The following is a 26,416-nucleotide window of genomic DNA, read 5'->3' as shown; positions in this document are numbered from 1 at the left end:
CTTTCAAAGGCAACTCAGGCGGCGCCCAGCACCTCGCGGGCGGCCAGCGTGGTCTCTTGGACCTGGTCCAAGGTCCCCATCCCGAACATCGAGGCCGATACGCCGATCTCGTTGAAGACATACTCGAATGCCTTGTGTCCGAGGTAACGGCCACCGGCCATCGGCTTGATGGCGATGACGGGTTTGGTGGTCTGTCTGATGGCGTCTATGGCCACGTCGCGCGTGGGGAACATGAAAGTGCCCGGGGCGTTTACGGTGGTCAGATAGCCGTCGACAGGGATGTCCTCGGCCTCGAGCAGTGGCAGAGTGACGCCGGCGTGATGGACGCTTGTAATCACGGTGTCGAAACGTTGGCGCAGGAATCCCAGGTACTCGCGGATCAGGTCGAAGCGCCCGGTCATGGCGAGAAGGTCGATCTCGGCGCCCGGATCGGCGACGAGTATATCGCACCCGGCGAAGAAGCCCAGGTACTGTTCAAGGACGCCGTAGTCGACTTCGAATCGTGCGGCTTCTTCTTCGGTGTACGGCGGTACGGTTTCCGGGGTGACGATGCCATCGAAGGTGTCGCCCAGGTTGTATCGGATGATGTCGTCGCGGTGGAAGTGATCGCGGAAGGCCTGGCCGGCAAGGGCTTCGTTTCGGCCGTAGAAGGTCGAATGGGCGCGGTCGGAGTAGGAGACGATCTCGCCGTCGAGCGTCACTGGAATCAGGATGTAGGCCACGATGCCCAGTTGTGTGGCGGTCTGTTGCTCGGTTTCCCAGATGGCCTGGAGATGCAGCCGGTCGAGATTGGGTAGCATGTGGTCCACCTGGACGGCCGTGATGCCGCCTTCCTCGACGGCATATCGAAGCACGTCGGCTACCGACTGGACCCGGCCGAAGGTGCGGTAATTCTCCGCGTCCCGCGCCTTGTTCTGGTAGGAACAGCCGTCGTAGGGGTGGATTCCCATGATCAGTCGGGGTACCTCGGCCTGGCCGATCCTGGCCGTGGGGACGCCGCAGCCTTCCAGGTAGGTTTTCATCGATACAGGATCCCGGACTTCGGGTTTGATCCCACAAACATCGGTTGATGATTTATCAGTAAAACATTTCAGGATCAGACCAATATACACCTTCATTTACCGGGAATGCAAGGCTTGGCCGCCACACCGCACACGTTACCGGAATCCCACTGCAACCCCCCTGTTTATAAAACCATGTCCCACCTTGACCCTCGCCGTCTTTTGGTATATATACTTGCAATCCCGCCGATATGTCCATCCCCGGCGGTACCGCACGCGTACATTTAAATGAAGTGGCACGACACAGTGAATCGGCACGACTTGTGCGGCCTTCGAGTTTGTTCAACCGGAGCAATGCCATGATGGCGACCATTGAGAAGATCGCGGAAGTCGAGGCGATGGTGGGCGAGGGTCCGGTCTGGGATCCGGACAGCAGGACGCTGATCTGGACTGACATCCGGACCGGCCGGTTCTTCACCTATGACCCGGCCACGAATCAGAACCGCCAGGTGCACGACGGTTTCAACGTCGGCGGGTTCGCCTTCAACGAATTCGGCGGACTTGTGGCCTGCATCTGGGACGGGGTCGTGCTTTGGAAGTCGGACGACGAGTGGGTGCGCGTTTTCGACGAGACCCATGAAGGAGAACCACTGCGCTTCAACGACGTGACGGCCGATCCCGGCGGGCGCATGTTCGCTGGCTCCCTGATCGACGGCGGCCTGGGAAAACTGTATCGTTTCGATCCCGATGGCAGCGTGGAAGTCATCGAAGAGGGGATCGGGTGCACCAACGGCATGGGGTACTCGCCGGACGAATCGATCATGTACTACACTGATTCCGCCGTGCGGACGATCTACGCCTATGATTATGACCGGGCAACAGGTTCCGTGTCCAACCGGCGCGATTTCGTCAAGCTGCCCGACACCGCGGGGGTTCCGGACGGGATGACTGTGGACGCCGAGGGATTCGTCTGGACGGCCGTCTGGTTCGATGGATGCATCGTCCGGTTCGACCCCGACGGCGTGGAGGAGCGGCGCATCGCGCTGCCGGCGATCCAGACTTCGAGCGTCATGTTCGGCGGTACGGACCTGACGGACATCTACGTAACGACCGCCGGGACCTCGCTGGAACCTGGCTCTCCGCTCGACCCGAAGGACTACGACTGGCAGGCATACGGCGAGCATTACCGCGGCGGCGGACTGTTCCGCGTGCGCCAGGACATCCAGGGAAAACCCGAGTACAAGGCCCGTTTTCCGTGGCCGGACAGTTCCTGAAAGACAGCACCTGACAGACAACCCTGACTGGAGGAATGTGTGGCCTTCGATGTCGTCATTCGCGGGGGTGAGGTGATTGACGGTACCGGCAAGACCGACCGGTACCGTGCGGACGTGGGGATTCAGGACGGACGCGTATCGGGGATCGGCGACCTGTCGGATGCCGAGACCGTCCGGACGATTGACGCCGGCGGCCATGTCGTGTGCCCTGGATTCATCGACGTCCACGTTCACTCCGAGAATTCCCTGCTGGGCGGCCGGGACCAGATGGGCGGCCTCCGGCAGGGCGTGACGACCCATTTACTGGCGCCGGACGGCTTCGGCTGGGCCGGCCTGTCGTCCGAAGAGGCCCTACCCCTCTGGCATTACACGCAGTTCGCCTACGGCGAGCCCCTGGAGCCGGTCGACTGGCCCACCATCGATTCATACCTGGATCTCTTTCCGGGCCGCTCCCCCGCCAACGTGTATCCCCAGGTACCGCACTGCGCGGTGCGCGTCAAGGCCATGGGCTGGGACCCCGGGCCGCCCACGCCAGACCAGTTGAAGGTCATGGAAGGGGAGACCCGCGCGTGGATGGAAGCCGGCGCCGGCTGCCTCTGCCTGGGACTGGACTACCAGCCCAGCGCCAACGCGCCCTTCGAGGAGCTGGTGGCGCTCTGCAAGGTGGCCCTGGAGTACGACGGGATCTACGCCGCCCACCTGAGGTACCAGATCCTTGGGCGGGAACGGGCCTGGCAGGAAATCATCGACCTGCACCGGACCAGCGGCATTCCCGTGCACACGTCGCACGAGCGCGTCGACGACATGACCGGTCCGATCCTGGATCAGGCCGTGAAAGACGGGGTGGACATCACCTTCGAGTCCTATCTCTACCCGGCCGGCATGACCCACATCACCATGCAGCTGCCCATGTGGGTGCAGACGGGCAGTCCCGACGAAGTGCTCGAACGGATGCGCCAGCCGGACACCCGCCGCAAGGCCCTCGAGCATCTGAAGTCGACGAACCTGGCGGACCGTCAATACATCGGCTACACACGTTCCGGCCGTTTCGCGGGGATGACCCTGGGCGAAGCCGCGCGGAGCGTGAACAAATCCAACGAGGAATTCGCCTACGACCTCGTGCTCGATGAAGACGGCATCCAGGCCTTCGTCATGTTCTGGCCGGTGCCTGAGGCGGAAGTCGACGCCGTGCTGAACCGGACGGCGCCCCATCCCCTCATGATGGTCGCCAGCGACGGCGTCTATGACTGCACCCATCCCCATCCCCGGGGTATGGGGTGTTTCGCGCAGATGCTCCGTAAATTCGTTCGGGAGCGCCAGCTGCTTTCCCTGGAAGAGGCCGTCCACAAGATGAGCGGCTTTCCGGCGGAACGTTACAGGCTGAAAGACCGGGGCGTGCTGCGCGAAGGCGCTCCCGCGGACGTGGTCGTCTTCGATCCGCAGACCGTGGCCGACCGGGCCACCTTCGAAGCGCCGATACAGCCCCCCGACGGTATTCCCCACGTCTTCGTCAACGGCATTCCGGTCATCGAAAACCACGAGCCCACGGCGCATCGGCCGGGCCAGGTCCTGCGCAGAGGATAGGAAGGGACGCGTTGTAGATACATGGATTGGGATCTGGCTGCTTACTTTCCCGCTTTCGACGGATCGGAGATGCGCCGTTTCAAGGCCGGTCTCCGGGACGACCTGGACGCTTTGCTGGCCGATGCCTCGGCCACGGCAGATCTGAACCCCGGTAACCTGGAAACGTGGGAGCGCATCGTCCTCTCCTTCGAAGACGCCGTCACCCGGTTGCGGCACCTGGGCTCCTACGTTTCCTGCATTACCTCCGCGGACGCGAACAACGAGGATTTCGCCGCGGAGGAAGGGGCGTTGAGCCTGCTGGACGCACGGATGTCGAAGATCCTCGTGGAACTTCAGCGGGGATTCAGGACTCCTTCCGACGAGGTATTCGACGCGTTCACCTCCCGCCCCGCCCTCCGGGACGCCCGGTACCGCATTACCCGGATCAGGGACCAGTCCAGGCATACCATGTCCACGGAGGAAGAACACCTGGCGTCGGACCTGGGCGTGGACGGGATCGAGGCCTGGGGACGGCTGTACGACAGGATCTCGGGCAAGCTGACTTTCGAAATGGCCTATCCGGACGGACGTCGGGAGCAGGTGCCCATGGCGCAGCGCCGCGCGCTGATGGAACACCCGGACCGCCGCGTGCGCCGTGCCGCCTTCGAGGGGGGCAACGAGGCCTGGTCGTCGATCGAGACCGTGCCGGCCGCCGCATTGAACGCCATCGGTGGCACACGGTTGACCCTGTACCGCCATCGCGGCATGGATCACTATCTGGATAAGGCTCTCTTCCAGGCGGCGATCTCACGTGAGACGCTGGACGCCATGTTCGAAGCCGTTTTCGCGGAAATCGACGTCGCCCGCGATATCCTGGCGTACAAGGCTCACCTCATGGGCGGCGATACACTGGGATGGTACGATCTCTCGGCGCCATTGACGGTGGAGCATCAGGACGAACCTTCCTGGGAAGATGCCAGGGCACTGGTGCATCGCGCATTCGCGGCCGGATATCCCGCCCTGGCGGACTACACGGCAGGCGCCTACGACCAGAAGTGGATCGATTGGTCACCCCGGCCGGGCAAGCGTCCCGGCGCCTTCTGCACGGGTTCTCCCCTGACGAAAGAGTCCCGGGTCTACATGACCTATAACGACAACATGGGTGACGTGTTGACCCTTGCCCACGAACTGGGACACGCCTTTCACGGCCATCTGATGCGAGGGGAACGCACGCTGAACCGCGCCTACCCCATGACCCTGGCCGAATCGGCTTCCACCTTCGGCGAGATGCTGCTCATGCGGGGCCTGCTGGAGGAACCGGGCGTGAGCGCCGAATCCAGGGCCTTCCTGCTGAACCTGGAGGCCAGCGACGGCGCGACCTACCTGATGGACATCCCGGTGCGCTTCGAATTCGAAAAAGCCTTCCATGAAGAACGGGCGGACGGCGAAATCGGCGTGAGCAGGCTGAAAGAGATGATGGTCGATACCCAACGCCGCGTGCTCGGCGACGTGCTGGATCCCGAGGGTGGCGATCCCTATTTCTGGGCGTCCAAGCTCCATTTCTACATCACGGACACCACGTTCTACAATTTCCCCTATACCTTCGGCTACCTGCTCAGCCGGGGTCTCTTCGCCCAGTACGAGAAGGACGGTCCGGATTTCCTGCCGAGATACGAGCAGTACCTCAAGCTGACCGGAAGCGATACGGCGGAAAACGTGGTGCGGCAGACTATCGGCCTGGAGCTTACGGAGCCCGGGTTCTGGTCCGATGCCATACGAGGGTTGGAAGGCGTGTTGGAACGGCTCAAATCCAGCGTGGACGAAAGCCGGGCCGTGTTGAACTAGCCGGCGTCGAGTGGACCAGGTGTTTGATGCGGGTCTGGCCCGACGGGCCAGCCCCGGCAAGGAGAGCCTCATGACCGTCATCGAGGGGGAGCGCAACCGGTTCCACGGCGTGGAAGTCGACTCGGACGCCCTGCCGGATGTGCCGGATGGATTCAGGGAGCGCCTGGACCTTTCGATCCGGGCGTGGATAGCAGAGGACCTCCAGGTCGCCTGGTTCAAAGTTCCCCTGGACCGCGCCTTTCTCATTCCCCCGTTGGTGGACGCGGGAAGCGTGTTCCATCATAGTACCACCGACTACCTGATGCTGACGCTCAGGCTGGTAGAAAACGCCTTCGTGCCGCTGTACGCGACCCATTACATCGGCGCCGGCGGTGTGGTCATCAACGAGAAGGACGAACTGCTCGTGGTCTGTGAGCGGTTTCGCGGGGGACGCGCACCCTATTACAAACTGCCCGGTGGCGCACTGCAACCGGAGGAGCACCTGGCCGAAGGCGTCGTCCGGGAGGTGTTCGAAGAAACGGGCGTGCCGACCCGCTTCGACGGCCTGGTCTGTTTCCGGCACTGGCACGGATACCGCTACGACAAGTCCGACATCTACTTCGTCTGTCGCCTGAGGCCGCTCCACCAGATCATCGAGATGCAGACCACGGAAATCGAAGAGTGTTTCTGGATGCCGGTGGCGACCTACATGGGTTCGGAGAACGTCAGCCAGTTCAACAAGCTCATCGTCAAGGCCGCCGTGGAGAACCAGGGATTGAAGGAAACGTGGGTCGACGGCTATGGCGACCCGGAACGGTACGAGTTCTTCATGCCGGAGTAGGTGGCGTTATAAATAGTAGAATATCCATAACTTAACACACATCATCGAGGACTGACCCATGGCTAAAACCCGCCGGCGCCGGAAGAAGCTTCCTAATATCGTACTGTTGGGCGTGGACTCCCTTCTGGCCGATCACATGAGCTGTTACGGCTACCACCGACAGACTACGCCCCACATCGACCGATTCGCCGAGGGCGGGGCGTTGTTCGAGAAGACTTACAGCGCCCATATCCCCACGACCAGCGCCTATGCGTCCATGCTGACCGGCCTGGACGCCTTCGGCACCCAGGTGGTGGCCCTGCGGCACAAGGGCGGCCTGCGGGAGGACGTGCAGACGCTGCCTGAAATCCTGCGGGAACAAGGATACGCAACCACGTCCGTGGGCTTTGCCGGGAACCCGTCGTCCCGCGGTTTCGACAAGTACCTCGAGTATCCGAGTTGGGGAAGCTGGAACGAAGGGCGCAGTCCCAAGGCGCAGAACCTGAACGACGTGGCCATCCCGGAGCTGAACCGGCTCGCCAGGCGGCGCGGCCCCTTCTTCCTGTTTCTGCGTCACATGGACCCCCACGCGCCGTACCTGCCGCCGGCGCCCTACGAGCGCATGTTCTATCACGGCGACGAGTGCGACCCGAAGAACCGGTCCATGGATCCGGTCAAGGCGTTCAAGCCCTTCTGCGATTTCTTCGCCCAGTGGATGCCGCCCGGCATCACCGACAAGGACTACGTCATCGCCCAGTACGACGGTGCCGTGGCGTACATGGACGCCTGCATCCAGACGATCTTCAACGCCCTTGAGGCGCACGGCATACTTGACGAGACGATCGTGATCCTCAACGGCGACCACGGCGAGACGCTCTACGACCACGAATGCTGGTTCGACCACCACGGCCTCTATGACGTGACGCTCCACGTCCCGCTCATCATCCGGTATCCGGGCAGGATCCCCACAGGCCGGCGCGTCAACGGGTACAACCAGCACAAGGATCTCGTGCCCACCATCATGGACCTGGCGGAAATCGACTGTGGGATCGATTTCGACGGCGACAGCCTGATGTCCCTGGTCGACGGCACGGTGTCGTCCTTCGACAGCGAGTTCTACATCACCGAGTGCACCTGGATGCGCAAGCACGGCTGGCGCACGCCCCAGTGGAAGCTGATGGTGGCCCTGGAGCCGGATTTCCACTTCAAGCCCCCGGTCGAGCTGTACAACCTGGTGGAGGACCCGGACGAGAACAATAACCTTGCCGATGAGCTGCCGGATGTGGTGAACCTGCTCAAGCGACGCATGAACAGTTGGATCCGGAAGCGGGTGCGGGAGACCGGCAAGCGCAATCCCATGCTCACCCAAGGGGATTGGCACGGCCACGAGGGCGTAGGCGCCTTCAAGTCCTCGCAGCAGGCCTACGACACGATGCACATCGGCGATCCCGATCAGGCGGCCAGTTTGCAGGCGCGCAGCCGGTGATGGGGTCGCCGCAGCGCGTCGCCGTGCGTGGTATCAATAACCGGCCATCCTGCAAGGGATCCTGCTGGAAGGATCCGCGCAACTTACTGAAATAGTGTAGTTTAACACGCGAGAAACGATAGTCGGAGATTTAGCAAAGGAGCGTTTGAAGATGGGGCTGAATATCGCGGTGGTGGGCATGGGCGGCATCGGTAACAACCATGCGCGGAACTACCTGTCACATGAAGCGTGCACGATCGTGGCCGTTTGCGACGCCATAAAGGAAAAGGCCGACGAGGCGGCGCAGACTTACGGCTGCCAGGCGTTCTACAGCGTCGGTGATCTGCTGAACAGCGGGCTGAAGGTCGACGCGGCCAGCGTCTGTACGGCCGGCGTGGAGAACGGCGGGGATCATTACGCCCCGACCATAGAATTGCTGGGGGGCGGCATCCCTGTGCTGGGCGAGAAACCCATATCCAACGAGATCCCGAAGGCCCGGGAGATGGTCGCGCTGGCGCGGGAAAGGGGCATTCGCTACGGGATCAACCTCAATCACCGCTTCACGCCGGCCGCACTGCGGGCGAAGGAGTGGGTCGAGGCCGGCCGGCTGGGCGAATTGAACATCATCAACATGACGATGTGGATCAACAACCCCAATGAAAGCTCGCCTCATTTCCACATGCGGGCGCTCCATCCCCACTCCATCGACGTGATGCGGTATTTCTGCGGCGACGTGGAGAAAGTGCAGGCCTTCTTCAGGAAGGGCAGGGGACGGAAGATCTGGTCCAACGTCCAGGTCAACATGCTCTTCGAGAACGGCATCGTCGGTCACCTGACCGGGAGCTACGACGCCGGCGGAAGCTATGGCCTGGAGACGTGCGAGGTTGTGGGGTCGGATGCCCGGTTCGTCATCCGCGAAGCCTGTGAGGGGCTGGAATTCTATCCCCGGCATTCAAGGGAGGTGGAATCCTACCAGTACCTGGGCGGCATGATGGGGTTCTCCGAGACTTTCGGCTCGCGGATTACGCGCTGGATCGAACAGAACCTGGAAGGCGCGGCGCCGGAAGAGATCGATGCGAAGGCCGAAGATGCCCTGCGCGCCCAGTTGATCATCGAAGCCGCCATCGAATCCTGGGACACCGATTCTGTCGTAACGGTACAATACTAAAATTACGATACTGACAAGGAGAGAACATGAAACTTGGCGCCAACTCGGTACTGTTCGGCGGTTACGACATGGAAACGGCTTTCAAACACCTGGCCATGGCCGGGTACGACGGCATAGAAGTGTCGGCCATCGGCGGCATGAGCGAGCATCTCGTCCTGTCGGACTGGCAGACCGTCGCGCCGGAAATTCGGCGTCTGTCCGACGAATATGGCCTGGAACTGCTGGCCATGGAACAGCCTTCGCAGGACGGGGAAGTCATGGAGTCCGCGTTCCAGGCCGCGGCCGAGACCGGCATCCCGATCATCAACTGCGGTCCCGGCGGCACTTCCGGAGACGAGGAGAGCCTCCAGGCGACCATCGATTCACTGGGTAGGCTGGCAGACCGGGCGGAGATCTACGGGGTTACGCTCTGCGTCAAGGCCCACGTGGGCGCGAGTATCTACGACACGCCGACGACGCTGCGTGCCATGGAAGCCATATCGTCTCCGGCTTTCGGGATCGACATGGATCCTTCCCATATCCACCGCGCCAACGAGAACCCCGTGGACGCCATCAAGGCCGTGCTGCCCCGCGTCCGCCACGTGCACATCCGCGACTGCAAGGGCCGCCAGGCCGGTCCCGGCGCGCCAGAGGACCAGGCCAACGGGAGGGGGGATATCGACCTGGTCGGATATATCCGCGCGCTGTACGAGGGCGGCTACGATGGCCCCGTCAACCTCGAGGTCATCGGAGCAAAGGAGTATTTACTGGAGCAGTGCTGCGTCATCGCGGCGGAGACGCGAGGGCACATGCAGGCGTGCCTGCAGGCGTGCGGAGCGCGGTAACCACCAGGGTCAGGTAGGCGTGCGGACCGCGGTAGGGCGACAAAACGGCAGAAAAACCGGAGAGGCACACCATGAAAATCACCAAGCTGGAGACCTTCCTCGTCAAGCCCCGCTGGCTCTTTCTCAAGATCCATACCGACGAGGGCCTGGTGGGACTCGGCGAGCCCATCCTGGAGGGCCGGGCGAAGACCTGCGCCCAGGCCGTGGCCGAGTTGGAACCGTACCTGGTCGGCAAGGACCCGACCCGGGTGGTCCACCACTGGCAGGCCATGTACCGCCACGCCTTCTATCGGGGCGGCCCCATCCTAACCAGTGCGCTGAGCGGGGTGGAACAGGCGCTGTGGGACCTGTCGGGCAAGGCCCTGGGCGTGCCGGTGTACAAGCTGCTGGGCGGTCCCACGCGGGACCGGATCCGGCTGTACAAGGGCGGCGGTGACCCGGACACCATCGGGGACTGGATCGCTAAGGGTTTCACCTGCTTCAAGACGGGTCCATATGCGGAGCGCCCGTCCCGGATCATCGAGAACAAGGCCTTCATCGACACGGCCGCCAATCATTTCGCCCGGCTGAGGGAAGTCGCCGGACCGGAAATCGATCTGGCCATCGACTTCCATGGCGCGGTCAGCCCCCAGACGGCCAAGTTGCTCATCAAGGAACTCGAACCCTACCAGCCCTTCTTCGTGGAAGAGCCCGTCCAGTGCCAGAACGTCGACGTGCTCGCCGAGATCGCCCGGGGCACCCACCTGCCCATCGCCACGGGAGAGCGCGTCTTCACCAAGTGGGGGTTCAGGGAGATCCTGGAGAAGCAGGCCGCGGCCATCCTGCAGCCGGACCTCTGCCACGCCGGGGGTATCTTCGAGGTACGGCTCATCGCGGGCATGGCCGAAGCCTACTACGGCGGGATCGCGCCCCACAATCCCCTCGGACCCATCTCCCTGGCCGCCTGCCTGCAGCTGGACGCCTCGATCCCCAATTTCGTCGCCCAGGAGCACACCACGCTGGGTGAGGGATACCTCAAGAAGCCCTTCGTCTTTAAAGATGGTTTCGTGGAATTGCCCACCGGGCCGGGTCTGGGGATCGAACTGGACGACGATGCCATGGAGGAGCAGATCGACCACGACTGGCGGAACGGCGAGAGTTACCTGGCCGACGACGGGTCCGTGGTGGACTGGTAGAACCAGGACGGCTAGAGGTCGCGCACCAGCCTGAAACAGTGCTAGAGGGTGCGCACCAGCCGGAAACCGCTTTCTATGGCCGCCAGGGGATCGGGGAGCCCGGAGTTCATCTCCAGGCTGACCGGGCCGTCGTAACTGATGCGGCCGAGGGCGGCCAGTGTACGCTGCAGCACGTCCCGGGTGAGCACCCCGTCGCACAGGGCCCAGTGGAGATCGGACTCGCCGTCGTTATCGTCGAGATGGAAGTACCCGAGACGATCGCCCGCCCGCACCACGGCTTCGGCGGGATCTTCCTTCGAAATCTGCGCGTGTCCGATGTCGAACAGCAGGTACAGGTTGTCGTGACCCAGCTTCGCGATGTAGTCGAGGGTGTCCCGCACCGTCGCCAGGGCCTTCCCCGGAAAATGCTCGATGCACAGCTTGATGCCGTATCCGGCCGCGACGCCGGCGAGACCGGTCACGGACTCCCCGTACCGGTCGAGCGACTCCACGTCCCTGTCTTCACCGGGCAGCAGGTAGGCCCTCCGGACGCCGGTCTCGTGGGCGTATTCGAGGGCACGCCGGGTGTGTTCGATGGCCGCGTCCCGCGCGCCGGCGTCGGCCGCGTCGAGTGCCGCGCCCTCCGGCATGCCGAAACCCGTCGCCATGCACGCCGGCGTGAGCTCCAGGTCCGAGATCAACCGCCGGGATTCGGCGGACCGGAAATCGAAGGGGCGGTGATCGATGTGGCGCAGGCCCGCCTGCGCGATCGCCGTCAATACGTCCGCTTCCGGTTCCCCCAGGGCCCAGGTGCAGCAGGAAATCGTCATCTTGCGGTCTCCCCTTGCTCATACTTCTCGTGACTGAACCGCTGCCCGAGCCGCAGCATGCCCGTCTCCGGGTCGCGGGGCCCGGTGTCGAAGGGATCGCCGGTTTCCGCCATCCATCGCTGTAGCCGTGCTTCACATACGTCCCGGATCTGCCGGCACGCGGGATCGCCGGCCAGGTTCTTCAGTTCAAAGGGATCGTCCTTCCGGTCGAAGAGCAGCGTGTCCCGTTGATTCCCGTGCCAGCGCGCGTAGACCCAGCGGTCCGTCCGGATCCCGCGCCAGAAGCCGACCCATTCGCCCCGGTGCGGCCAGCCGGGTCCGAGGATCTGCAGATAGACCGAATCGTTGCGCGGTCCCGGCGTCCCCGTCAGTACGTGCGACTGATCGGTGCCCTGCACGCCTTCGGGCACCGGCACGCCGGCCATGCCCAGCAGCGTAGGCATCAGGTCCACGCTGCTCACCAGGGCGTCGCTCCTCGTCCCGGGCGCGATCCGGCCCGGTTGCCGGGCGATGAAGGGAACATGGATCGATTCCTCGTACGGCGTCGCCTTCGAGGCGCGGAAGGAAGGATGCATCCAGCGGTCCATGGGCTTTCCGTAGCCGTGGCTGCTGAGGTGATCTCCGTGGTCCGAGGTGAAGACCACCAGGGTGTCGTCCCGGATGCCCAGCCGTTCCAGCGCGTCGTCCAGCCGGCCGAACTGGTGGTCCAAAGCGGTCACGTTGCCGTAGTAGTGGGCGATCTCCCGCCGGGCGAAGGCGGCAAACTGGTCTGGGACGTTGGGCGGCAGATCCACCTTGTCCGGGTCGTAGAGGTCGTACTCGGCCGGATATGCATCGTAGGGCCAGTGGGGCGGTCCCCAGCTCAGCACGAGGGCGAAGGGCCGGCCGGCATGTTCCCTGGCATGTTCCTCCATGAACCGGATCGCCAGCGAGGTCTCCGTTTCCGGCGCCCATCCCGCCATGTCAATGGGACCCTGTTCGTTCTCATGATAGTATACGTCGTAATAATCGTGATTGCAGTCGTAGGCGGCCATGTAATCGAAGCCGTAGCGGCCGTCCGCTCCATAGGGACCGTAGCCCAGGTGCCACTTGCCGATGTAGGCCGTACGGTAGCCATGACCTACGAGCACGGCCGGCAGGAAGTCCTGGTCCCCGTGAAGGAGGTACTCGTTGTCCATGACGCCGTTAGCGTGGGAATACCGACCGGTCATGAGCTGGCCGCGGTAGGGTGAGCAGATGGGGCAACTCGAAAACACCTGGTCCAGCACCACGCCCTCGGACGCGAACCGGTCCAGGTTGGGCGTCCGCACGACGGGATTGCCGCTGGTACCCATGGCGGAGTACCGGTGCTGATCGTCGAATACGAAGAGGATGTTGGGGCGGGACATCATGGTCTCGGCCGGTGCTACGTGGTCACGGTCGCCACTACGACCCATCCAGCGCCTTGCGCATATCGTCGCCTTCACGCCGCCAGTAGCCGTGCAGCACGTGCACGTCCGTGCCGATGCAGAAGTGGCGCACGCCGAGATCGAGGTAGTACCGGGCCTCGTCCGCGGTGTTGATCTCCGCGCGGGGGTTCCGGCCCGCGGCCAGGGACTTGTCGATGACCACGCGTTCGACGGATTTGACGGCTTCTCGCTGGCCGATCTTGCCCACGTTCACGGAATAGTCGGCCGGTCCCCACTGGATCATGTCGATCCCGTCGATTTCAAGGATCTCGTCGAGGTGGTCCACCGCGGGGCCTTTTTCGATCATGACCGCCACGACGATCTCATCCAGGGCGTCCACGTAGTCCTGTCCGCCGCCGTATCCCATGTAGGAGAACCGCCGCGTCGCAACGCCGTAGGTACCCCGGGATTCCGGCGTATCCGGGCGCACGATGTCCACGCAGGCGCGAAATTCGTCCGGGGTCCGACAGTCGGCGAATAGCACGCTCTGGAATCCTGAACCGATGGCCCGCTGCGCGAGGAAACCCCGCGGTTCCTGGTCGACCTTGATCATCAAGCCGAGGTCGTGCAGTTCGGCGGCGCGGCCCAGGTTGTCCAGGTCATGGAGGTCGTAGGGTCCGTATTCACCCACGAATTCGACATAGTCGTACCGGCCGGTGTGCCCCACGAGTTCGACCACGGAGGGCCAGACTGTATGGATGTGGGTAGCCAGGGACGGACGGCCCTCGTTCAGGATGCTCCTGAGCTTGTTCGGTCGCATGTTTCTCGTTTGCCTTTCCGGGTTCCGGGCCGCATTACGACCCGTTCGGCTTCGAAGCTTCGAAAGCCGTCATGGCCTGGTCCGCCCATTCGATGTGCATCTGGACCATGGAGATCTCCCGCTGCAGTGAAAGAGCGTAGTGGCGAGAGCTTTCGGCCTGTGTCCTGGTCTGTGATTTGAGGATGCTGGCGTAGGTCCTGGCCTTGCGTCTGAAATCCTGGAGAAACCGCTGTGTTTCCTGGTCGCTTGCGATGTCTTCCATGAACCGGAACCTGAGCATCAACTCGGAGAGATTGTCCCTCAGATCGGACACGGCGAGCCGCTTGTGCAACCACGCGCTTAAAGCCTTTTTGCCCTTCTCTGTCAGGTGAAACACTTCTCTCGGCTTCAACCGGGAGCGGTGGAAGACCTCGTTGTCGATAAAACCGTTTTTCTTCAGCAGTTGGAGCGCCGGGTAGATCGAACCTGGGCTGCTGCTGAAATGGGCCATGGGCGTCGATTCCATCTCCAGGCGGACGTCGTAGCCCGACCGGGGAAGCTGGTTCAGCAGTCCCAGCAGTACGTATCCGAGCAGGGTGGGGGAATAGGGTCTGGCCATCGGGGCAGTTCAGGTAGATCTGATGTCCGTGATTCAAGCTTTCCAGCGCAACGTTGCGGGCGTAACGTTGGCGCTTCGCAAAGGCTTCGCTACGGGTCGTCCGCGGTCTGCTGCTGCCGCCAGACCTCGAATTCGGCCGTCATTTCGGGAGTCCATTCGCGGTCGATCTCGCCGGGCGTGTAAGTGCCCTCGCGAAGCTGCTGGTGGCCCCAGGCGTCCCGCATCCTGGTTTCTTCCGATTCGATGACGACCTGTTCCGCCAGATGCGGCGGAATGAAGATGACCCCTTCACGCGTACCGAGCACGACGTCCCCGGGTACGCAGGTGGCCTCGAGACCGATACGGACCGGCACGTTGATGCCGAGGAGGGTCACATCGGCGATGGCCGTGGGATCGACCCCGCGGATATAGGAGACCATGGGGATTTCGTAGAGCCTCTGCAGGTCCCGGATGCCTCCGTCGATGACCATGCCCGTTCCGGTCTTGGCATAGATGGAATTTCCGAGATTATCGCCGGCGAAGGTCCCGAACTTGACCTTTCCGAAGAGGTCGATGACGATCACGTCGTTGGGTTCGAGCGTATCGATTACCCAGGAGTTCTGGCCGCCTATGCAGCCATGTTCCGCGCCGTCGGCCTGGACCGCCGTTTCCAGGTCGGGCCGGGTGGGCACGTAGACCCCGGTCACCGCGCGGCCGACGAGGGTACGATCGGGGTGGAGGATCTGCCAGTCCCCCGAGAACTGGTAGTTGTATCCCTTTCCTCCGATGACGCCCCACGCTTCCTCAATAGTTACTTTCTCCATCCGTTTCAGGATGCTGTCAGGCACGACGGGGCGCCCGTCCGGACCCCGTTCGCCGTCCCACTTCGAGGTAACGGCTCGCGTGAACTCCGGACTGTTCAGACCTATCATGTATAGCTCCTGTCTCCTTGTCGCCTGCGGGGTCCGGTAATCAAACCGTATTTGAACGTCGTACGCTTGCGCGGCCAGTCACTAGTCTGCGCCGACGCGTCCCTGCCGACCTACCTGGTCTGGGGACCCAGCGTCTTCAGATCGATGAAGGGCATGGCCTGTCCGATGACCTGGGGAAAATGGCCGTCCCATTTCTCGATCGCCCGCAACTGCAGCAGGGTCGGCGTGATCGTGGCGCGCTGCAACCGTTGGGACTCGGCCTCAGCCGTTGCCGTTGCGATCCTCTGCTCTGCTTCAATGCGTATTCGCTCCAGGTCGCGCTGGGCCTTCAGGGCCTGCTGCTCGGCCATCTGCTTGGCTTCGATCGCCGTGTTGAAGTTGTTGGAAAAAGCAAAGTCGACGATGTTGAACTCGTCCACGATCATGTTGAAGTTCAGGAGCCGTTGCGTGAGGGAAGCCTTGATCTCATCCTTGACGTCCGCGCGGCGCGTAATCAATTCCTCCGCGGTGTACTGTGCGGACACCGCCTTGACGGCTTCCTGGACGGCGGGATCGATGACGCGTTCTTTGTAGAAAATACCGATTTCCTGGTAGACCGTGTTTACCCGACCAGGATCTACATGGTAGTTCAACGCGATCGTGGACGAAACCGTCTGCAGGTCCTTGGTAGAGGCCGTGGCGGCGGTCTCCGCCTTCTTGATTTTCACATCGACGGGAATCACGTCCTCGATAAAGGGCGTCTTGAACCTTATTCCTTCGTCGAGGATCCGGTCCTGTATGCCGCCAACCTTGCTGAATACCACCCCGCGTTCGCCGGCGCCGATCACTGCGTAAGAATTGTACAGTACCAGCAGCACGACGATACCGATGGCGATTTTCAGATACGGGATATTGCTGCCGGGAAGCTGCTCCCGGATATCATACTCAGACATTTCTACTCCTCCTTCTACTTGGTGGACCGGCTCGACTGGCCGGACTGACCGGACTGGCCGGATGGGGCCAACCGACCGGAATACGCGTTGACGTGATGCTCACGCGTTGATGTGAATCAACACTTTCAGGGAATCCTTTGCGGCGGCGGTGACCTCCATGCCCCGCCGTGTCTCCGATAAAGGAAAGCGGTGCGTAACGACCTGGTCGGAAGTTACCACACCGGCCTCGATAAGGTCCAGCGCCATGCGGGTATCGTGAGGCCCGCAGGAATAACTGCATACGATCGATACGTCATTAAAGTACAGGTCATAGGGCCGGAAAGCAAGCACATCCTCCTCCGGCGAAGACATGAAGAGGAGCACGATCCCGCCCTTGCCCACGCACGCCAGTCCGGTCTCCATCGCCGCGATGCTGCCGGGACCGACGATCACCGCGTCGGCCATCACGCCGCCCGTCAGTTCGCGCACCGCCTCCGCCGGATCGTGTTCCCGTACGTCCACCACGTGGTCCATGCCGAGTTCGAGCGCCTTGTTCAGCCGGTAGGGTACCCGGTCGGCTCCGATGACCGTCCTGGCGCCGTAGTGCCGGGCCACGATTCCGTTCAGGACGCCCATGAAGCCCAGTCCGATGACGAGCACGATGTCCCCCGGACGGACACGGGCGCGTTCCACCGCCTTGACCGAGCAGGCTACGGGCTCGATCAGCGCGCCGTCGTCGAAGGAAACCGATTCGGGCAGGACCAGGGTGTCGTAGCGGAGGTTGATCTCGGGTACCCGCACGTATTCGGCCGCGCCTCCCGGGTCGAGCCGCGTTTTCTTCCAGGTGGCGCACATGGTGAAGTTGCCGCGACGGCAGTGGCGGCACCGGAAGCAGGGCGCGTGGTGGTGAATGAATACGCGGTCCCCCACGGAGAGCCCTTCGACCTCGTCGCCCACGGCCTCCACGACACCGGTCGGCTCGTGCCCGATGACGATGGGCGCCTTTCGCCGAATGTACCAGGGCGTGACATCCCCGCTGCAGATCCCGCAACTGCGCATCTTCACCAGGGCGTCGCGCGCCGTGATGGCCGGCGTATCCATCTCCTCGATCCGGATATCGTCGATATCGTAGACTTTTGCGGCTTTCATGGAAGGCACCCCCGCCGGGATCAGGGTATGATCGCGTACTTCAGCGTATCCTTACCACGGAAGGTCCTGAAGGTCTCCGGCACTTCCTCCAGCGTGCGGTCTCCCGTAATCAGGGGCGTAACGTCGAGCCGCCCGTCCGCGAGCAGGTCGTAGGCGCTCCGGACCGCCTCGGGCGTGAAATGAAAGATGCCCTTGAGCGTGATCTGGTCGTAGTGCAGGCGGGCCGTATCGTACGTGACCTTCGTGCCGCCCGGGCATCCGCCGAAGAGGATGACGCATCCGCCCCTGCTGACCATGGTTACGGATTCTTCCCAGACCGCGGGCAATCCCGTGCACTCGAAGACGATGGGCGACCCGTGGCCCCCGGTGGCGTCCAACACGGCTTCCGTGGCATGCTCGCTGTCGCTGTCGATGACGAGGTCCGCCCCCACCACCTTCGCCATTTCGAGCCGGTATTCGTGTCGCCCCGAAACGATGACCTGCCCGACACCCATTTCCTTCAGCACCATGACATGCAGCAACCCGATGGCGCCGGCGCCGATCACGACCGCGGTTTCAGGGCGCGTCGCCAGCGCCTGGCTGATGCAGTAGGTCACGCAGGACAGGGGCTCCAGCATGGCGGCCTCGCGATATCCCAGTTCATCGGGCCTGGGGTACATGTTCACGTCGACCACCGTGCCGGGCACCCTAAGGTACTCGGCGTATGCGCCCAGCGCCATTGTCTTGGTCAGGTGCGGACACAGGTTCTGAAGCGATCTGCCGCAGTAGACGCATTTTCCACAGGGCGCCGTATGTACCGACATGACGGGCTGCCCGATGGCGTAACGGTCCACCTTATTCCCTTTGTCGAAAACAACTCCCGAGAACTCGTGGCCGAACAGGGTCGGCGGCGGCATGAGGTGATGACCTCTCCGGTATGCCTTGAGATCGGTCCCGCAGGTCAGGGCGGATTCCACCCGCACGACCACGTCGGTCGGTCCCGCGACCGGCAGATCGACATCGTCGCGGGTTTCGATCCGTCCCGGTTCAACCAGCACACACGCGCGCATAGGGATAGGTATCCGTAGCTTTGTGGGTACGTTCAACGTGAACGTAAACGCCTTATCAGGTAAGACGTATTGACTACGAAACAAGTTTCACGGACGCCTATTATACGTTCTTGACGAAGCAAACGCAAGGACAGGCGGCCGGCACGATTCAAAACGGAATACCGGGGTGAATTGTATTGACACCCCACGGGCCGCCCGGTATCGTTTTCCCATGCTCATCTTCGACGGTGACTATCCCATGGCATACGGCGGCGTAGAGCTCAACCGGGACCTTACACTGCCCCTGGCCGAGATGCGTGCGGCCGATGGAGATTCGGGCAACGTGGCCTTCGCGTGCCTGCCCGAGATGCGGCGGGGCCGGGTGGCGGCTGCGCTCATGAAGTTCTGCGTACGTCGAAAACGGGAAAACAGCATACTGTCCGGTCTCCGCGGGAGCGCGGCGGTGTATGGGGCGGCCCGCGGCCAGGTAGCCTACTACCATATGCTGGCGGAACAGGGGGAAGGCGTCGTACTCACGCACGGGCAAGCCCTGGCCCGCCATATGGAAGGCTGGGAGCAGGCGGAGGATACCGCTGAGCTGCCCGTGGGATTCATCCTCGGCATGGAAGGCGCCGATCCCATCCTCAGGCCGGACCAGGTACACGAATGGTTCGAATACGGCGTCCGCGTGGTAAGCCTGACCCACTACGGCCCGAGCACCTACGCCCATGGCACGGGTTCGGAGGGCGGCCTGTTCGCGCCCGCGGGAGACCTGCTGCGGGAGATGTCCGCCTGTGGCATGTTGCTCGACCTCACCCACATTTCGGACGAGAGTTTCTTCGAGGCCGTGGATCGGTATGAGGGACCGGTGCTGGCCAGCCACCAGAACTGCCGCGCCCTCGTGCCCGGCCAGCGCCAGTTCTCCGACGAGCAACTTCGGATCGTCATCGAACGGGGCGGCGTCATCGGCGCGTCCATGGATACCTGGATGCTCTGTCCGTGGTACACCCTCGACTGGGCGGACACCGGGAGATTCAACCGCCGGGACCACTACCGGCGCGAGGACATTACGCTGAACCACGTGGCCGATCATATCGATCACGTGTGCCAGCTGGCTGGCAATTCCGGCCATGCGGCGATCGGCGGCGATACCGACGGGCAGGGCGGCATTGACGGAGCCCCTTGCGAAGTCGATTCCATCGCGGATTACCAGTTGCTGGCCCCCATACTTGAAGACCGGGGCTACGCCCGGGATGATATCGAGAAGATCATGTATCGGAACTGGGTGCGATTCTATACGGACCACCTGCCGAAGAACGGCTGACGATACAAGGACGAGGTTCCCGCAATGGACACATACATCCGAAACAGGAGGCGTCGCGGATCCAAGGCGCTGGTGCGACGTCGAGAACCCCTGCTGCCCGTGGCTTCCGGCTGCATGCTGCTGGCCTTGGCGATCCTGTGCCTGAGCGGTTGCGCCGGCGACGAAAACGGTTCCCGGTCTGACAGCCAGGCCTGGGTAAATTCCATAGGCCGCCAGCTGCCGGACGACGCGGCCCCGCCGGAACAGCAGCGCTTCCGATACATGTTCCGCGAGCCGTCCACGCTGGACATCAGCGTGGCGGCCTACGAGGCCGACGGCACGTACTTCGCCTTCGAGCGGCTGGTGCTGCTGGACGAGAACAACGAACTGGTGCCTGCCGCGGCGGACCGGTGGGAGTCTTCGGAGGACGGCCGGACATGGACCTTCCATCTCCGGGAAGGCGCGCGGTGGAGCGACGGCAGGGACGTTACGGCTCAAGACTTCGAGTACTCCTTCCGCCGCATGCTGGATCCGGCCAGCGGAAACATCTACGCCTTTCTCTACTACGTGATCAAGAACGGGCGGGCCTTCAACCAGGGTGAACTGACGGACGTGGAGCAGGTGGGTATCCGCGCGGTGGACGATCTGACCTTCCAGATAGAGACCGAGGGACCCTGCCCCTACCTGCCCTATATCGTTTCATTCATCACGTCGTCGCCCGTGCCGCGGTGGCAGGTGGAGCGTTTCGGCGCGGAATGGACGGAGCCGGAACACTGCGTGTCCAACTTCACGTATCGGCTGGCTGAGTGGAACACAGGTTCCGACATGAAGTTCACGCTGGATCCGAACTACAACGGTCCGCACAAGGCGCTGCTCGAGGAGATCATCGTCAAGTTCATCGGCGCACAGCGTCCGGGCACCCTGCCCTACGAGAACGGTGAAATCGACGCCTACCGGCTGGACCCCATCGACTACGAACGGGTGCGCCAGGACGAAAGGCTCGCGCAGGAGATTCACCGGATGCCCGAGTTCACCACGTGGTACCTGTTCTTCCAGACCCGGCAGCCGCCCTTCGACGACGCCCGGGTAAGGCAGGCCATCGCCCGTGCGATCGACCGGTCTACGCTCAGCACGACCGTCCTCAACGACCTCGCCATCCCTGCGTACTCCATGCTCCCGCCCGGCTTCCCGGGGTATTCGGCAGATCAGTTCAAGGCGTTCCAGACCTACGATCCCGACGAGGCGCGGCGGCTGATGGCGGAAGCCGGCTATCCGGAAGGCCGGGGCTTCCCCCGCACGGAACTATGGCTGCGGGTGGCCGATACGGGCATCAACCGCATCGCGGGCGAAGCGGTGCAGGCCATGCTCCGGGAGACGCTGGGCATCGAACTGGAAATCAGGTACCAGCAGCGCAACGTCTTCAACGAGAACCTGTTCCAGTGGCAGATCCCCATGGGCATGCTGGTCTTCGTCTACGACTACCCCGATCCGTCCAACATGCTCGGCCTCCTCTGGCGGTCCCAGCCCAGGGGTTACGCCCGCCATGACTGGCTGCACGCGGAGTTCGACGACCTGCTCGACCGGGCCAATACCCATATGGACCCCGCGGTCCGCTACGACCTGTACGCCCGGGCCGAGCGCATCATGGCGGAAGAGGCGGGCGCCGTCTTTCTCTTCCATCCGGTGATCACGGAGTTGCGAAAACCCTATCTCCGGGGCGTCAAGCAGGACCGTGAAGGCCGCGTGGTGCCGATCATATCGATACAGACCGTGAACTTCACGGAAATGTACATCGCCCGCCACTGAATTGCCGCGAGATTCACGGGGATGCCCGTCGTGTTTCGTGTCGCCACTTATTCGCCTTGGCCATCCGCCACTTTGACCATCCGATTTCCTTATGGACAAGACCGACGTACTGATCATCGGAGGCGGCGCGGTGGGGGTATGCGCCGCGTACTACCTGCGTGAGGCAGGGTACGAGGTCACCCTCGTGGACCGCGGGGAGATCGGGTCCGGCGCTTCCCACGGCAACATGGGCCTCGTCGTGCCCAGCCACAGCGTGCCGCTCGCGGCGCCGGGCGTCGTGTCCCAGGGCCTGAAGTGGATGTTCAGGCCGGACAGCCCCTTCTACATCAAGCCGCGGCTGGATCCGTCGCTGATTCGCTGGCTCTGGGCCTTCTGGAGGGCGAGTAGCGAAGGCCGGATACGCAGGGCCATACCGCTGATCCGGGACATGAGCCTGCGCAGCCTTACGCTCTTCGATGAACTAAACGGTCTGGACGGGGTGGATTTCGACTACCATCAGCGAGGCGTGTTGGCCGTGTATCGAACGCAGGATGGTCTGGAGGAAGGGGAAGAGGAACTACATCTCCTCTCCTCCTACGGTCTGGAGATCGACGCTCTTTCCCCGGACGGACTGGCCGAGGCGTTACCGGGGCTGGAGCTGAATGCGTTGGGCGGCCTGCATTTCAGGCAGGACGCTCATCTGACGCCAGGCAAGTTTGTGCGGTCGTTGGCGGACTACCTGGAGCGGCTCGGCGTGAAGGTGCTTACCCAGACGGAAGTAAGGGGTTTCACAAAAGACAACGAACGCATCACAACTACTCACACGACCCGGGGGGATATCGCGGCGGGAGAGGTGGTGCTCACGGCGGGTTCCTGGTCCGCCGCACTCGGTAAACTCGCTGGTGTTCCGCTGCCCATTCAGCCGGCCAAGGGGTACAGCGTTACCCTGAGGCGGCCGTCCGGCTGGCCGGAAATGCCCTTCATGCTGTCGGAATCCCGGGTGGCCGTTACGCCCATGGGCGACACGCTGCGTATCGGAGGCACCCTGGAGCTGGCCGGCATGGATCATTCTATAAACCACCGGCGCGTTTCCGCCATTCTCAATGCCGTTCCCAGATATCTGCCGTCCTTCGATATCGGATCCCATGAGATCCTGGAGACCTGGTGCGGGCTGCGTCCCTGCACGCCCGACGGACTGCCCTTTCTGGGCCGGGTCCCGGACGTCCGCAACCTGGTCGTGGCGGCGGGCCATGCCATGATCGGGGTATCCCTCGGTCCGGTGACCGGGAAGCTGGTCTGCCGGATCATTGCCGGCGAGCGGGCCGACCTCGACTTCGATATCGACCTCGATCTCCTCGCGGTGGACCGTTTCGCCGCCTGAGTACGCCAATAAAGTACGCCGATTCAGTACGCCGATTCAGCACGCCGCCCAGGTGAATATGCGCGATTCAAAGCTCGCGGGCACCTCGTCCGACCATCCTTTTACGACCAGGCCCCATGCCACGCTTGTACGGCTTTCCTTCCCCGTCCTGCTCTCGCTCATCGCGGAACCGCTTACCGGCCTCGTGGACACCGCCTTTATCAAGCGGCTGGGCGCGGAGTCGCTGGCCGCCCTCGGAGTCGGCGCCGTGTCGCTTTCGGGCCTATTCTGGATCTTCAACTTCCTCGGGATCAGCACCCAGACCGAAGTAGCCCAGGCCGAGGGCGACAACGACCGGTCCCGGTCCGTTTCCATGAGCAGTCTGGGTATCAACATGAGCGCGGTCTTCGGGCTGCTGATTATCGTCCTCGGCGTTCCACTCACCTCGTACCTGGCCACGCTGCTCGGCGCGTCGGGTGCCATCCACGATGGGGCCGTGGACTACATCTTCTGGCGCTGGTTCGGCGCGCCCGCCATCCTGATTACGCTCACGGCCTGCGGTGCCTTACGGGGACTTCAGGATATGCGTTCGGCGCTCTGGATCGCCCTTGGCATCAACGGCATCAATATCGTGCTCGATCCGATCCTGATTTTCGGCGCGGGACCCGTGCCTGCCCTCGGTATCGCCGGCGCGGCGGTGGCCAGCGTCGTCGCGTACTGGATCGGCGCGGCCTGGTCGATCTGGATCGTCAAGCGGAAACTGGGCTGGTCCTTTCAGGTAAATCTCGGCGCAGTCCGCCGGCTGATGCGCGTCGGCGCCGATCTCTTCATACGCACCGGCGTTTTGAACCTGTTTCTCCTCCTGACGACCCGCGAGGCCACGCACGGGGGCGCCGACATCGGGGCCGCTCACCAGGCGATCAGGCAGGTCTGGATGTTCGGCACCTTCGTGCTGGACGCACTGGCCGTCACGGGCCAGAGCCTGGTGGCCTACTTCCTCGGCGGTGACCGGATCAGGAGCGCACGGAAGGTGGCGCGCATCGTGTGTCACTGGAGCGTGTGGTCGGGTGGTCTTCTGGGACTCGTCCTGTGGATGGGGAGCGGGGTCGTCATCGATCTGCTCGTACCTACGACCGCGGTAGCCTATTTTCATTCGGCCTGGATCATCGCCGTCGTCGTACAGCCGCTGAACGCCCTGGCCTTCGCCACCGACGGGCTGCACTGGGGCTCGGGGGACTACCGGTACCTGAGGAACGCCGTGGTCCTCGCCACCGGCACGGGTGCGGCCGGACTGCTCGCCGGTCCCCACGCCCTGGACTGGATCTGGTTGATGACCGGGGTCTGGATCGGCGTCCGGGCGACCCTGGGCGTGGTGCGGATCTGGCCGGGTGTGGGAAACAGCCCGTTCAGGGTGATGGGGTGAAGTAAATTCAGGACTGCCGACGCGACTGGTAGTCGAGGTGGAAAGGAACCGGTCGCTAGCACAGGATCTACCAGGGAAATGCCAGCGTCGGCTGGTTCGCAAATCGTTCCATGGAGATCTCGAGGCGGGCCTCGGAGCCGGGCGCGAGCCGCAGTCTGAGATAGTCGCCGGCCACTTCCACGGTCCGTCCGTCCGCTTCCGCGGCCTTGCTTTCCACCGAAACCGATTTCAATGCGTGTTCCCGGTAGGCGCCGCCCTGGATGATGATATCCTCAGGATCTACCGGGTTGAGGTTGACCAGCGTCACCGCCGACCTCGTATCGCCGACCGCGTCGACCAGCGCCGCAACGTCTTCCGGCAGCCCGGGCCTGCGCCTACCGAGATCGAAGTACCGGAACATGCAGTGGACCGCCTGGGCGCGCTTCGGGGCAGGACCGCCCATGGTCAACTGAAACAGCGCGTTCGGCGTCGCGGGGTTGAAGCCGTTGGTATTGTCGGACAGGCGCGTGTCCGGTGTCAAGGGATCGGTGCGGACCGACTCCACCTTCTGCCGGACCGACGCCAGGTCGGCCTGCAATGCCTCTTCCGGATACGTGGGATGTTCACCGGACAAGTAACGAACCCACGCATCATCGGCACAGCGCGCCCGCGCTTCCTTGGTCATCGACCAGTACCAGGTCTCCATCGCACCGACGTTATAGGGTCCGGGGGTAAAGTTGTACCAGCCGTCGTCCCCATACTTGTTGGGGTACACCATCTGGCCGTCTTCTTCCCGCCCGTTCTCGTTAATCAGATCGATCATCTCGCTCCACGGCGCCGCATAGGACCGGTCCCCAGTCAGCAGCAGCGCGTGGCTGAAGCCCGACAGGCCCAGGTGGATCGTGTCGCGGTGCACGGTCCGGCCGTCCTGCGGGGCGACGGTCGTGAATCCCCATCCGTAGCACCCGCCGTACCACTTTCCGTCACAGGCACCGCCGATGGCGCCGTCCAGCCCGATATTGGTGGGGATGATGCCGCCGTTGGCCCGGGTACGTTCCACCCAGGCGTCCACGTATTCCAGGATCCAGTCCCTGAATTTGTCCTCGCCCGTCAGCGCATAGGCATTAAAGGCGAGTCCCGTGGCCAGCATGTTGGAGGGATGGTCGCCGATCACGTCGGTGTAGTCCTTGAAATGGCCCAGCATCTCCTGAAAGTTGCGCTCGCCGTGTGCCAGGACGAAGCGGCCCTCCTCGATAGGATCGCCCGCCCAGTCAATGGGCTCGGCCTTCCGGAGCATGGGCCCGCGGCTGCCATTGAACAGGCTGCGGATGATCCGGTGTTCCGGGTCGTAGTTCCGCGCACCGGGATCCTCGTCCATGTAGAACCCGGACCACAGGCGCACCCGCCGTTCGAATTCCTCGGCGTCCGGGTCGCAGAGACCCAGGTCCCCGAAGACCGACATGCTCTCGCCGTTGTGCAGCCAGTCGAACATCACCGGGAACTCCTTGTAGTACATCCCGTCCCGGCAGAAGGGTACGTCGACCGTCTTCGCCTCGGTGTACTGTTTGATGTGTCCGTCCTGCGCGAGGTTGCTCATGGCGAGCAGTTCCTCCGGGCCGCCCATCATGTAGAGTGTCGGCCAGCCGGTCAGGTTCTCGATGGCATCGTCGGGTCCGTCGTCGCCGCCCCAGCGCGGCACGCAGCGCATGTATCCCTGCTCGTCGAAGTAACGGCTGTAGAAGTATGCGCAGGCCCGGGCCTGAGCCTTCATGGATTCCTTTTGGAGGAGCGCCCATTCGGGCGGTGGCATCGGGGTGGTTATGGATATGGATGTCATC

22 protein-coding genes are annotated in these 26,416 nt (G+C 63.1%); 12 read left to right on the top strand and 10 right to left on the bottom strand.

What is annotated here, in order from left to right; genetic code table 11:
• Positions 1-14: 14 nt before the first annotated feature.
• A complete protein-coding gene (locus F4X08_09575) occupies positions 15-1,022 on the bottom strand; it encodes a hypothetical protein (protein MYD26048.1) in 1,008 nt (335 codons plus the stop codon).
• A 230-nt stretch (positions 1,023-1,252) separates the two neighbouring features.
• Here F4X08_09575 and F4X08_09570 point away from each other — a divergent pair, with 230 nt between their 5' ends.
• From F4X08_09570 to dgoD, 8 genes are all read left to right on the top strand, one after another.
• Positions 1,253-2,275, top strand: coding sequence for an SMP-30/gluconolactonase/LRE family protein (locus tag F4X08_09570; protein MYD26047.1), 1,023 nt, complete (start codon positions 1,253-1,255; stop codon positions 2,273-2,275).
• A 39-nt stretch (positions 2,276-2,314) separates the two neighbouring features.
• On the top strand, positions 2,315-3,859 hold the full coding sequence (locus F4X08_09565) for a D-aminoacylase (protein ID MYD26046.1): 1,545 nt from the start codon (positions 2,315-2,317) through the stop codon (positions 3,857-3,859).
• 21 nt (positions 3,860-3,880) lie between these two features.
• The gene (locus tag F4X08_09560) at positions 3,881-5,683 is read left to right on the top strand and encodes a M3 family oligoendopeptidase (GenBank protein ID MYD26045.1); all 1,803 of its coding nucleotides are present in this window, start codon (positions 3,881-3,883) and stop codon (positions 5,681-5,683) included.
• 70 nt (positions 5,684-5,753) lie between these two features.
• Positions 5,754-6,503: an NUDIX domain-containing protein gene (locus F4X08_09555; protein MYD26044.1), complete on the top strand. Its 750-nt coding sequence runs from the start codon at positions 5,754-5,756 to the stop codon at positions 6,501-6,503.
• Between the two features lie 58 nt (positions 6,504-6,561).
• Positions 6,562-7,968, top strand: coding sequence for a sulfatase-like hydrolase/transferase (locus F4X08_09550; protein ID MYD26043.1), 1,407 nt, complete (start codon positions 6,562-6,564; stop codon positions 7,966-7,968).
• A 151-nt stretch (positions 7,969-8,119) separates the two neighbouring features.
• A complete protein-coding gene (locus tag F4X08_09545; protein ID MYD26042.1) occupies positions 8,120-9,115 on the top strand; it encodes a Gfo/Idh/MocA family oxidoreductase in 996 nt (331 codons plus the stop codon).
• A 26-nt stretch (positions 9,116-9,141) separates the two neighbouring features.
• Positions 9,142-9,939, top strand: a complete 798-nt coding sequence (locus tag F4X08_09540) for a sugar phosphate isomerase/epimerase (GenBank protein ID MYD26041.1) — start codon at positions 9,142-9,144, stop codon at positions 9,937-9,939.
• A gap of 71 nt (positions 9,940-10,010) precedes the next feature.
• Positions 10,011-11,114 carry a galactonate dehydratase gene (gene dgoD, locus F4X08_09535; GenBank protein MYD26040.1) on the top strand — a complete coding sequence of 368 codons (1,104 nt, stop codon included), beginning with the start codon at positions 10,011-10,013 and terminating at the stop codon, positions 11,112-11,114.
• A gap of 41 nt (positions 11,115-11,155) precedes the next feature.
• Here the strand turns inward: dgoD and F4X08_09530 are convergent, their stop codons facing one another.
• The 8 genes from F4X08_09530 to F4X08_09495 form a co-directional block, all read right to left on the bottom strand.
• A complete protein-coding gene (locus F4X08_09530; protein MYD26039.1) occupies positions 11,156-11,923 on the bottom strand; it encodes a sugar phosphate isomerase/epimerase in 768 nt (255 codons plus the stop codon).
• Positions 11,920-13,359 carry a sulfatase gene (locus F4X08_09525; protein ID MYD26038.1) on the bottom strand — a complete coding sequence of 480 codons (1,440 nt, stop codon included), beginning with the start codon at positions 13,357-13,359 and terminating at the stop codon, positions 11,920-11,922. Before F4X08_09525 ends, F4X08_09530 begins: the two co-directional genes overlap by 4 nt.
• Positions 13,349-14,131 carry a 2,4-dihydroxyhept-2-ene-1,7-dioic acid aldolase gene (locus F4X08_09520; GenBank protein MYD26037.1) on the bottom strand — a complete coding sequence of 261 codons (783 nt, stop codon included), beginning with the start codon at positions 14,129-14,131 and terminating at the stop codon, positions 13,349-13,351. Before F4X08_09520 ends, F4X08_09525 begins: the two co-directional genes overlap by 11 nt.
• Positions 14,132-14,165: 34 nt before the next feature.
• The gene (locus F4X08_09515; protein MYD26036.1) at positions 14,166-14,729 is read right to left on the bottom strand and encodes a PadR family transcriptional regulator; all 564 of its coding nucleotides are present in this window, start codon (positions 14,727-14,729) and stop codon (positions 14,166-14,168) included.
• Between the two features lie 89 nt (positions 14,730-14,818).
• Positions 14,819-15,640 carry an RraA family protein gene (locus F4X08_09510; GenBank protein MYD26035.1) on the bottom strand — a complete coding sequence of 274 codons (822 nt, stop codon included), beginning with the start codon at positions 15,638-15,640 and terminating at the stop codon, positions 14,819-14,821.
• Between the two features lie 110 nt (positions 15,641-15,750).
• Positions 15,751-16,572 (bottom strand): prohibitin family protein, encoded by an 822-nt coding sequence (locus F4X08_09505; protein MYD26034.1) that lies wholly within the window; start codon positions 16,570-16,572, stop codon positions 15,751-15,753.
• A gap of 99 nt (positions 16,573-16,671) precedes the next feature.
• Positions 16,672-17,700, bottom strand: coding sequence for an alcohol dehydrogenase catalytic domain-containing protein (locus F4X08_09500; GenBank protein MYD26033.1), 1,029 nt, complete (start codon positions 17,698-17,700; stop codon positions 16,672-16,674).
• Between the two features lie 20 nt (positions 17,701-17,720).
• A complete protein-coding gene (locus tag F4X08_09495; GenBank protein ID MYD26032.1) occupies positions 17,721-18,749 on the bottom strand; it encodes a zinc-binding dehydrogenase in 1,029 nt (342 codons plus the stop codon).
• A 166-nt stretch (positions 18,750-18,915) separates the two neighbouring features.
• Here F4X08_09495 and F4X08_09490 point away from each other — a divergent pair, with 166 nt between their 5' ends.
• The 4 genes from F4X08_09490 to F4X08_09475 all read left to right on the top strand — a co-directional run bounded on the left by F4X08_09490 (position 18,916) and on the right by F4X08_09475 (position 24,599).
• The gene (locus F4X08_09490; GenBank protein MYD26031.1) at positions 18,916-20,052 is read left to right on the top strand and encodes a peptidase M19; all 1,137 of its coding nucleotides are present in this window, start codon (positions 18,916-18,918) and stop codon (positions 20,050-20,052) included.
• Between the two features lie 24 nt (positions 20,053-20,076).
• Positions 20,077-21,837 carry a peptide ABC transporter substrate-binding protein gene (locus F4X08_09485; protein ID MYD26030.1) on the top strand — a complete coding sequence of 587 codons (1,761 nt, stop codon included), beginning with the start codon at positions 20,077-20,079 and terminating at the stop codon, positions 21,835-21,837.
• A 91-nt stretch (positions 21,838-21,928) separates the two neighbouring features.
• Positions 21,929-23,197 (top strand): FAD-dependent oxidoreductase, encoded by a 1,269-nt coding sequence (locus tag F4X08_09480; GenBank protein MYD26029.1) that lies wholly within the window; start codon positions 21,929-21,931, stop codon positions 23,195-23,197.
• A gap of 58 nt (positions 23,198-23,255) precedes the next feature.
• Positions 23,256-24,599 (top strand): MATE family efflux transporter, encoded by a 1,344-nt coding sequence (locus tag F4X08_09475; GenBank protein ID MYD26028.1) that lies wholly within the window; start codon positions 23,256-23,258, stop codon positions 24,597-24,599.
• A 67-nt stretch (positions 24,600-24,666) separates the two neighbouring features.
• Here F4X08_09475 and F4X08_09470 read toward each other — a convergent pair whose 3' ends face one another.
• Positions 24,667-26,415 carry a hypothetical protein gene (locus F4X08_09470; protein MYD26027.1) on the bottom strand — a complete coding sequence of 583 codons (1,749 nt, stop codon included), beginning with the start codon at positions 26,413-26,415 and terminating at the stop codon, positions 24,667-24,669.
• Position 26,416: the final 1 nt, after the last annotated feature.

The organism is Gemmatimonadota bacterium, from assembly GCA_009841265.1.
Lineage (GTDB): Bacteria > JAAXHH01 > JAAXHH01 > JAAXHH01 > JAAXHH01 > JAAXHH01.
This window is presented reverse-complemented; position numbering and strand designations above follow the sequence as displayed.

What these genes read in the sequence shown, in the direction of transcription:
- F4X08_09470 (MYD26027.1), bottom strand. Translation starts at nt 26,415, where the DNA reads ATGACATCCATATCCATAACCACCCCGATGCCACCGCCCGAATGGGCG.
- F4X08_09485 (MYD26030.1), top strand. Translation starts at nt 20,077, where the DNA reads ATGGACACATACATCCGAAACAGGAGGCGTCGCGGATCCAAGGCGCTG.
- F4X08_09540 (MYD26041.1), top strand. Translation starts at nt 9,142, where the DNA reads ATGAAACTTGGCGCCAACTCGGTACTGTTCGGCGGTTACGACATGGAA.
- F4X08_09575 (MYD26048.1), bottom strand. Translation starts at nt 1,022, where the DNA reads ATGAAAACCTACCTGGAAGGCTGCGGCGTCCCCACGGCCAGGATCGGC.
- F4X08_09500 (MYD26033.1), bottom strand. Translation starts at nt 17,700, where the DNA reads ATGAAAGCCGCAAAAGTCTACGATATCGACGATATCCGGATCGAGGAG.
- F4X08_09560 (MYD26045.1), top strand. Translation starts at nt 3,881, where the DNA reads ATGGATTGGGATCTGGCTGCTTACTTTCCCGCTTTCGACGGATCGGAG.
- F4X08_09525 (MYD26038.1), bottom strand. Translation starts at nt 13,359, where the DNA reads ATGGGTCGTAGTGGCGACCGTGACCACGTAGCACCGGCCGAGACCATG.
- F4X08_09480 (MYD26029.1), top strand. Translation starts at nt 21,929, where the DNA reads ATGGACAAGACCGACGTACTGATCATCGGAGGCGGCGCGGTGGGGGTA.
- F4X08_09495 (MYD26032.1), bottom strand. Translation starts at nt 18,749, where the DNA reads ATGCGCGCGTGTGTGCTGGTTGAACCGGGACGGATCGAAACCCGCGAC.
- F4X08_09505 (MYD26034.1), bottom strand. Translation starts at nt 16,572, where the DNA reads ATGTCTGAGTATGATATCCGGGAGCAGCTTCCCGGCAGCAATATCCCG.
- F4X08_09510 (MYD26035.1), bottom strand. Translation starts at nt 15,640, where the DNA reads ATGATAGGTCTGAACAGTCCGGAGTTCACGCGAGCCGTTACCTCGAAG.
- F4X08_09520 (MYD26037.1), bottom strand. Translation starts at nt 14,131, where the DNA reads ATGCGACCGAACAAGCTCAGGAGCATCCTGAACGAGGGCCGTCCGTCC.
- F4X08_09570 (MYD26047.1), top strand. Translation starts at nt 1,253, where the DNA reads ATGTCCATCCCCGGCGGTACCGCACGCGTACATTTAAATGAAGTGGCA.
- F4X08_09545 (MYD26042.1), top strand. Translation starts at nt 8,120, where the DNA reads ATGGGGCTGAATATCGCGGTGGTGGGCATGGGCGGCATCGGTAACAAC.
- F4X08_09550 (MYD26043.1), top strand. Translation starts at nt 6,562, where the DNA reads ATGGCTAAAACCCGCCGGCGCCGGAAGAAGCTTCCTAATATCGTACTG.
- dgoD (MYD26040.1), top strand. Translation starts at nt 10,011, where the DNA reads ATGAAAATCACCAAGCTGGAGACCTTCCTCGTCAAGCCCCGCTGGCTC.
- F4X08_09475 (MYD26028.1), top strand. Translation starts at nt 23,256, where the DNA reads ATGCGCGATTCAAAGCTCGCGGGCACCTCGTCCGACCATCCTTTTACG.
- F4X08_09515 (MYD26036.1), bottom strand. Translation starts at nt 14,729, where the DNA reads ATGGCCAGACCCTATTCCCCCACCCTGCTCGGATACGTACTGCTGGGA.
- F4X08_09555 (MYD26044.1), top strand. Translation starts at nt 5,754, where the DNA reads ATGACCGTCATCGAGGGGGAGCGCAACCGGTTCCACGGCGTGGAAGTC.
- F4X08_09530 (MYD26039.1), bottom strand. Translation starts at nt 11,923, where the DNA reads ATGACGATTTCCTGCTGCACCTGGGCCCTGGGGGAACCGGAAGCGGAC.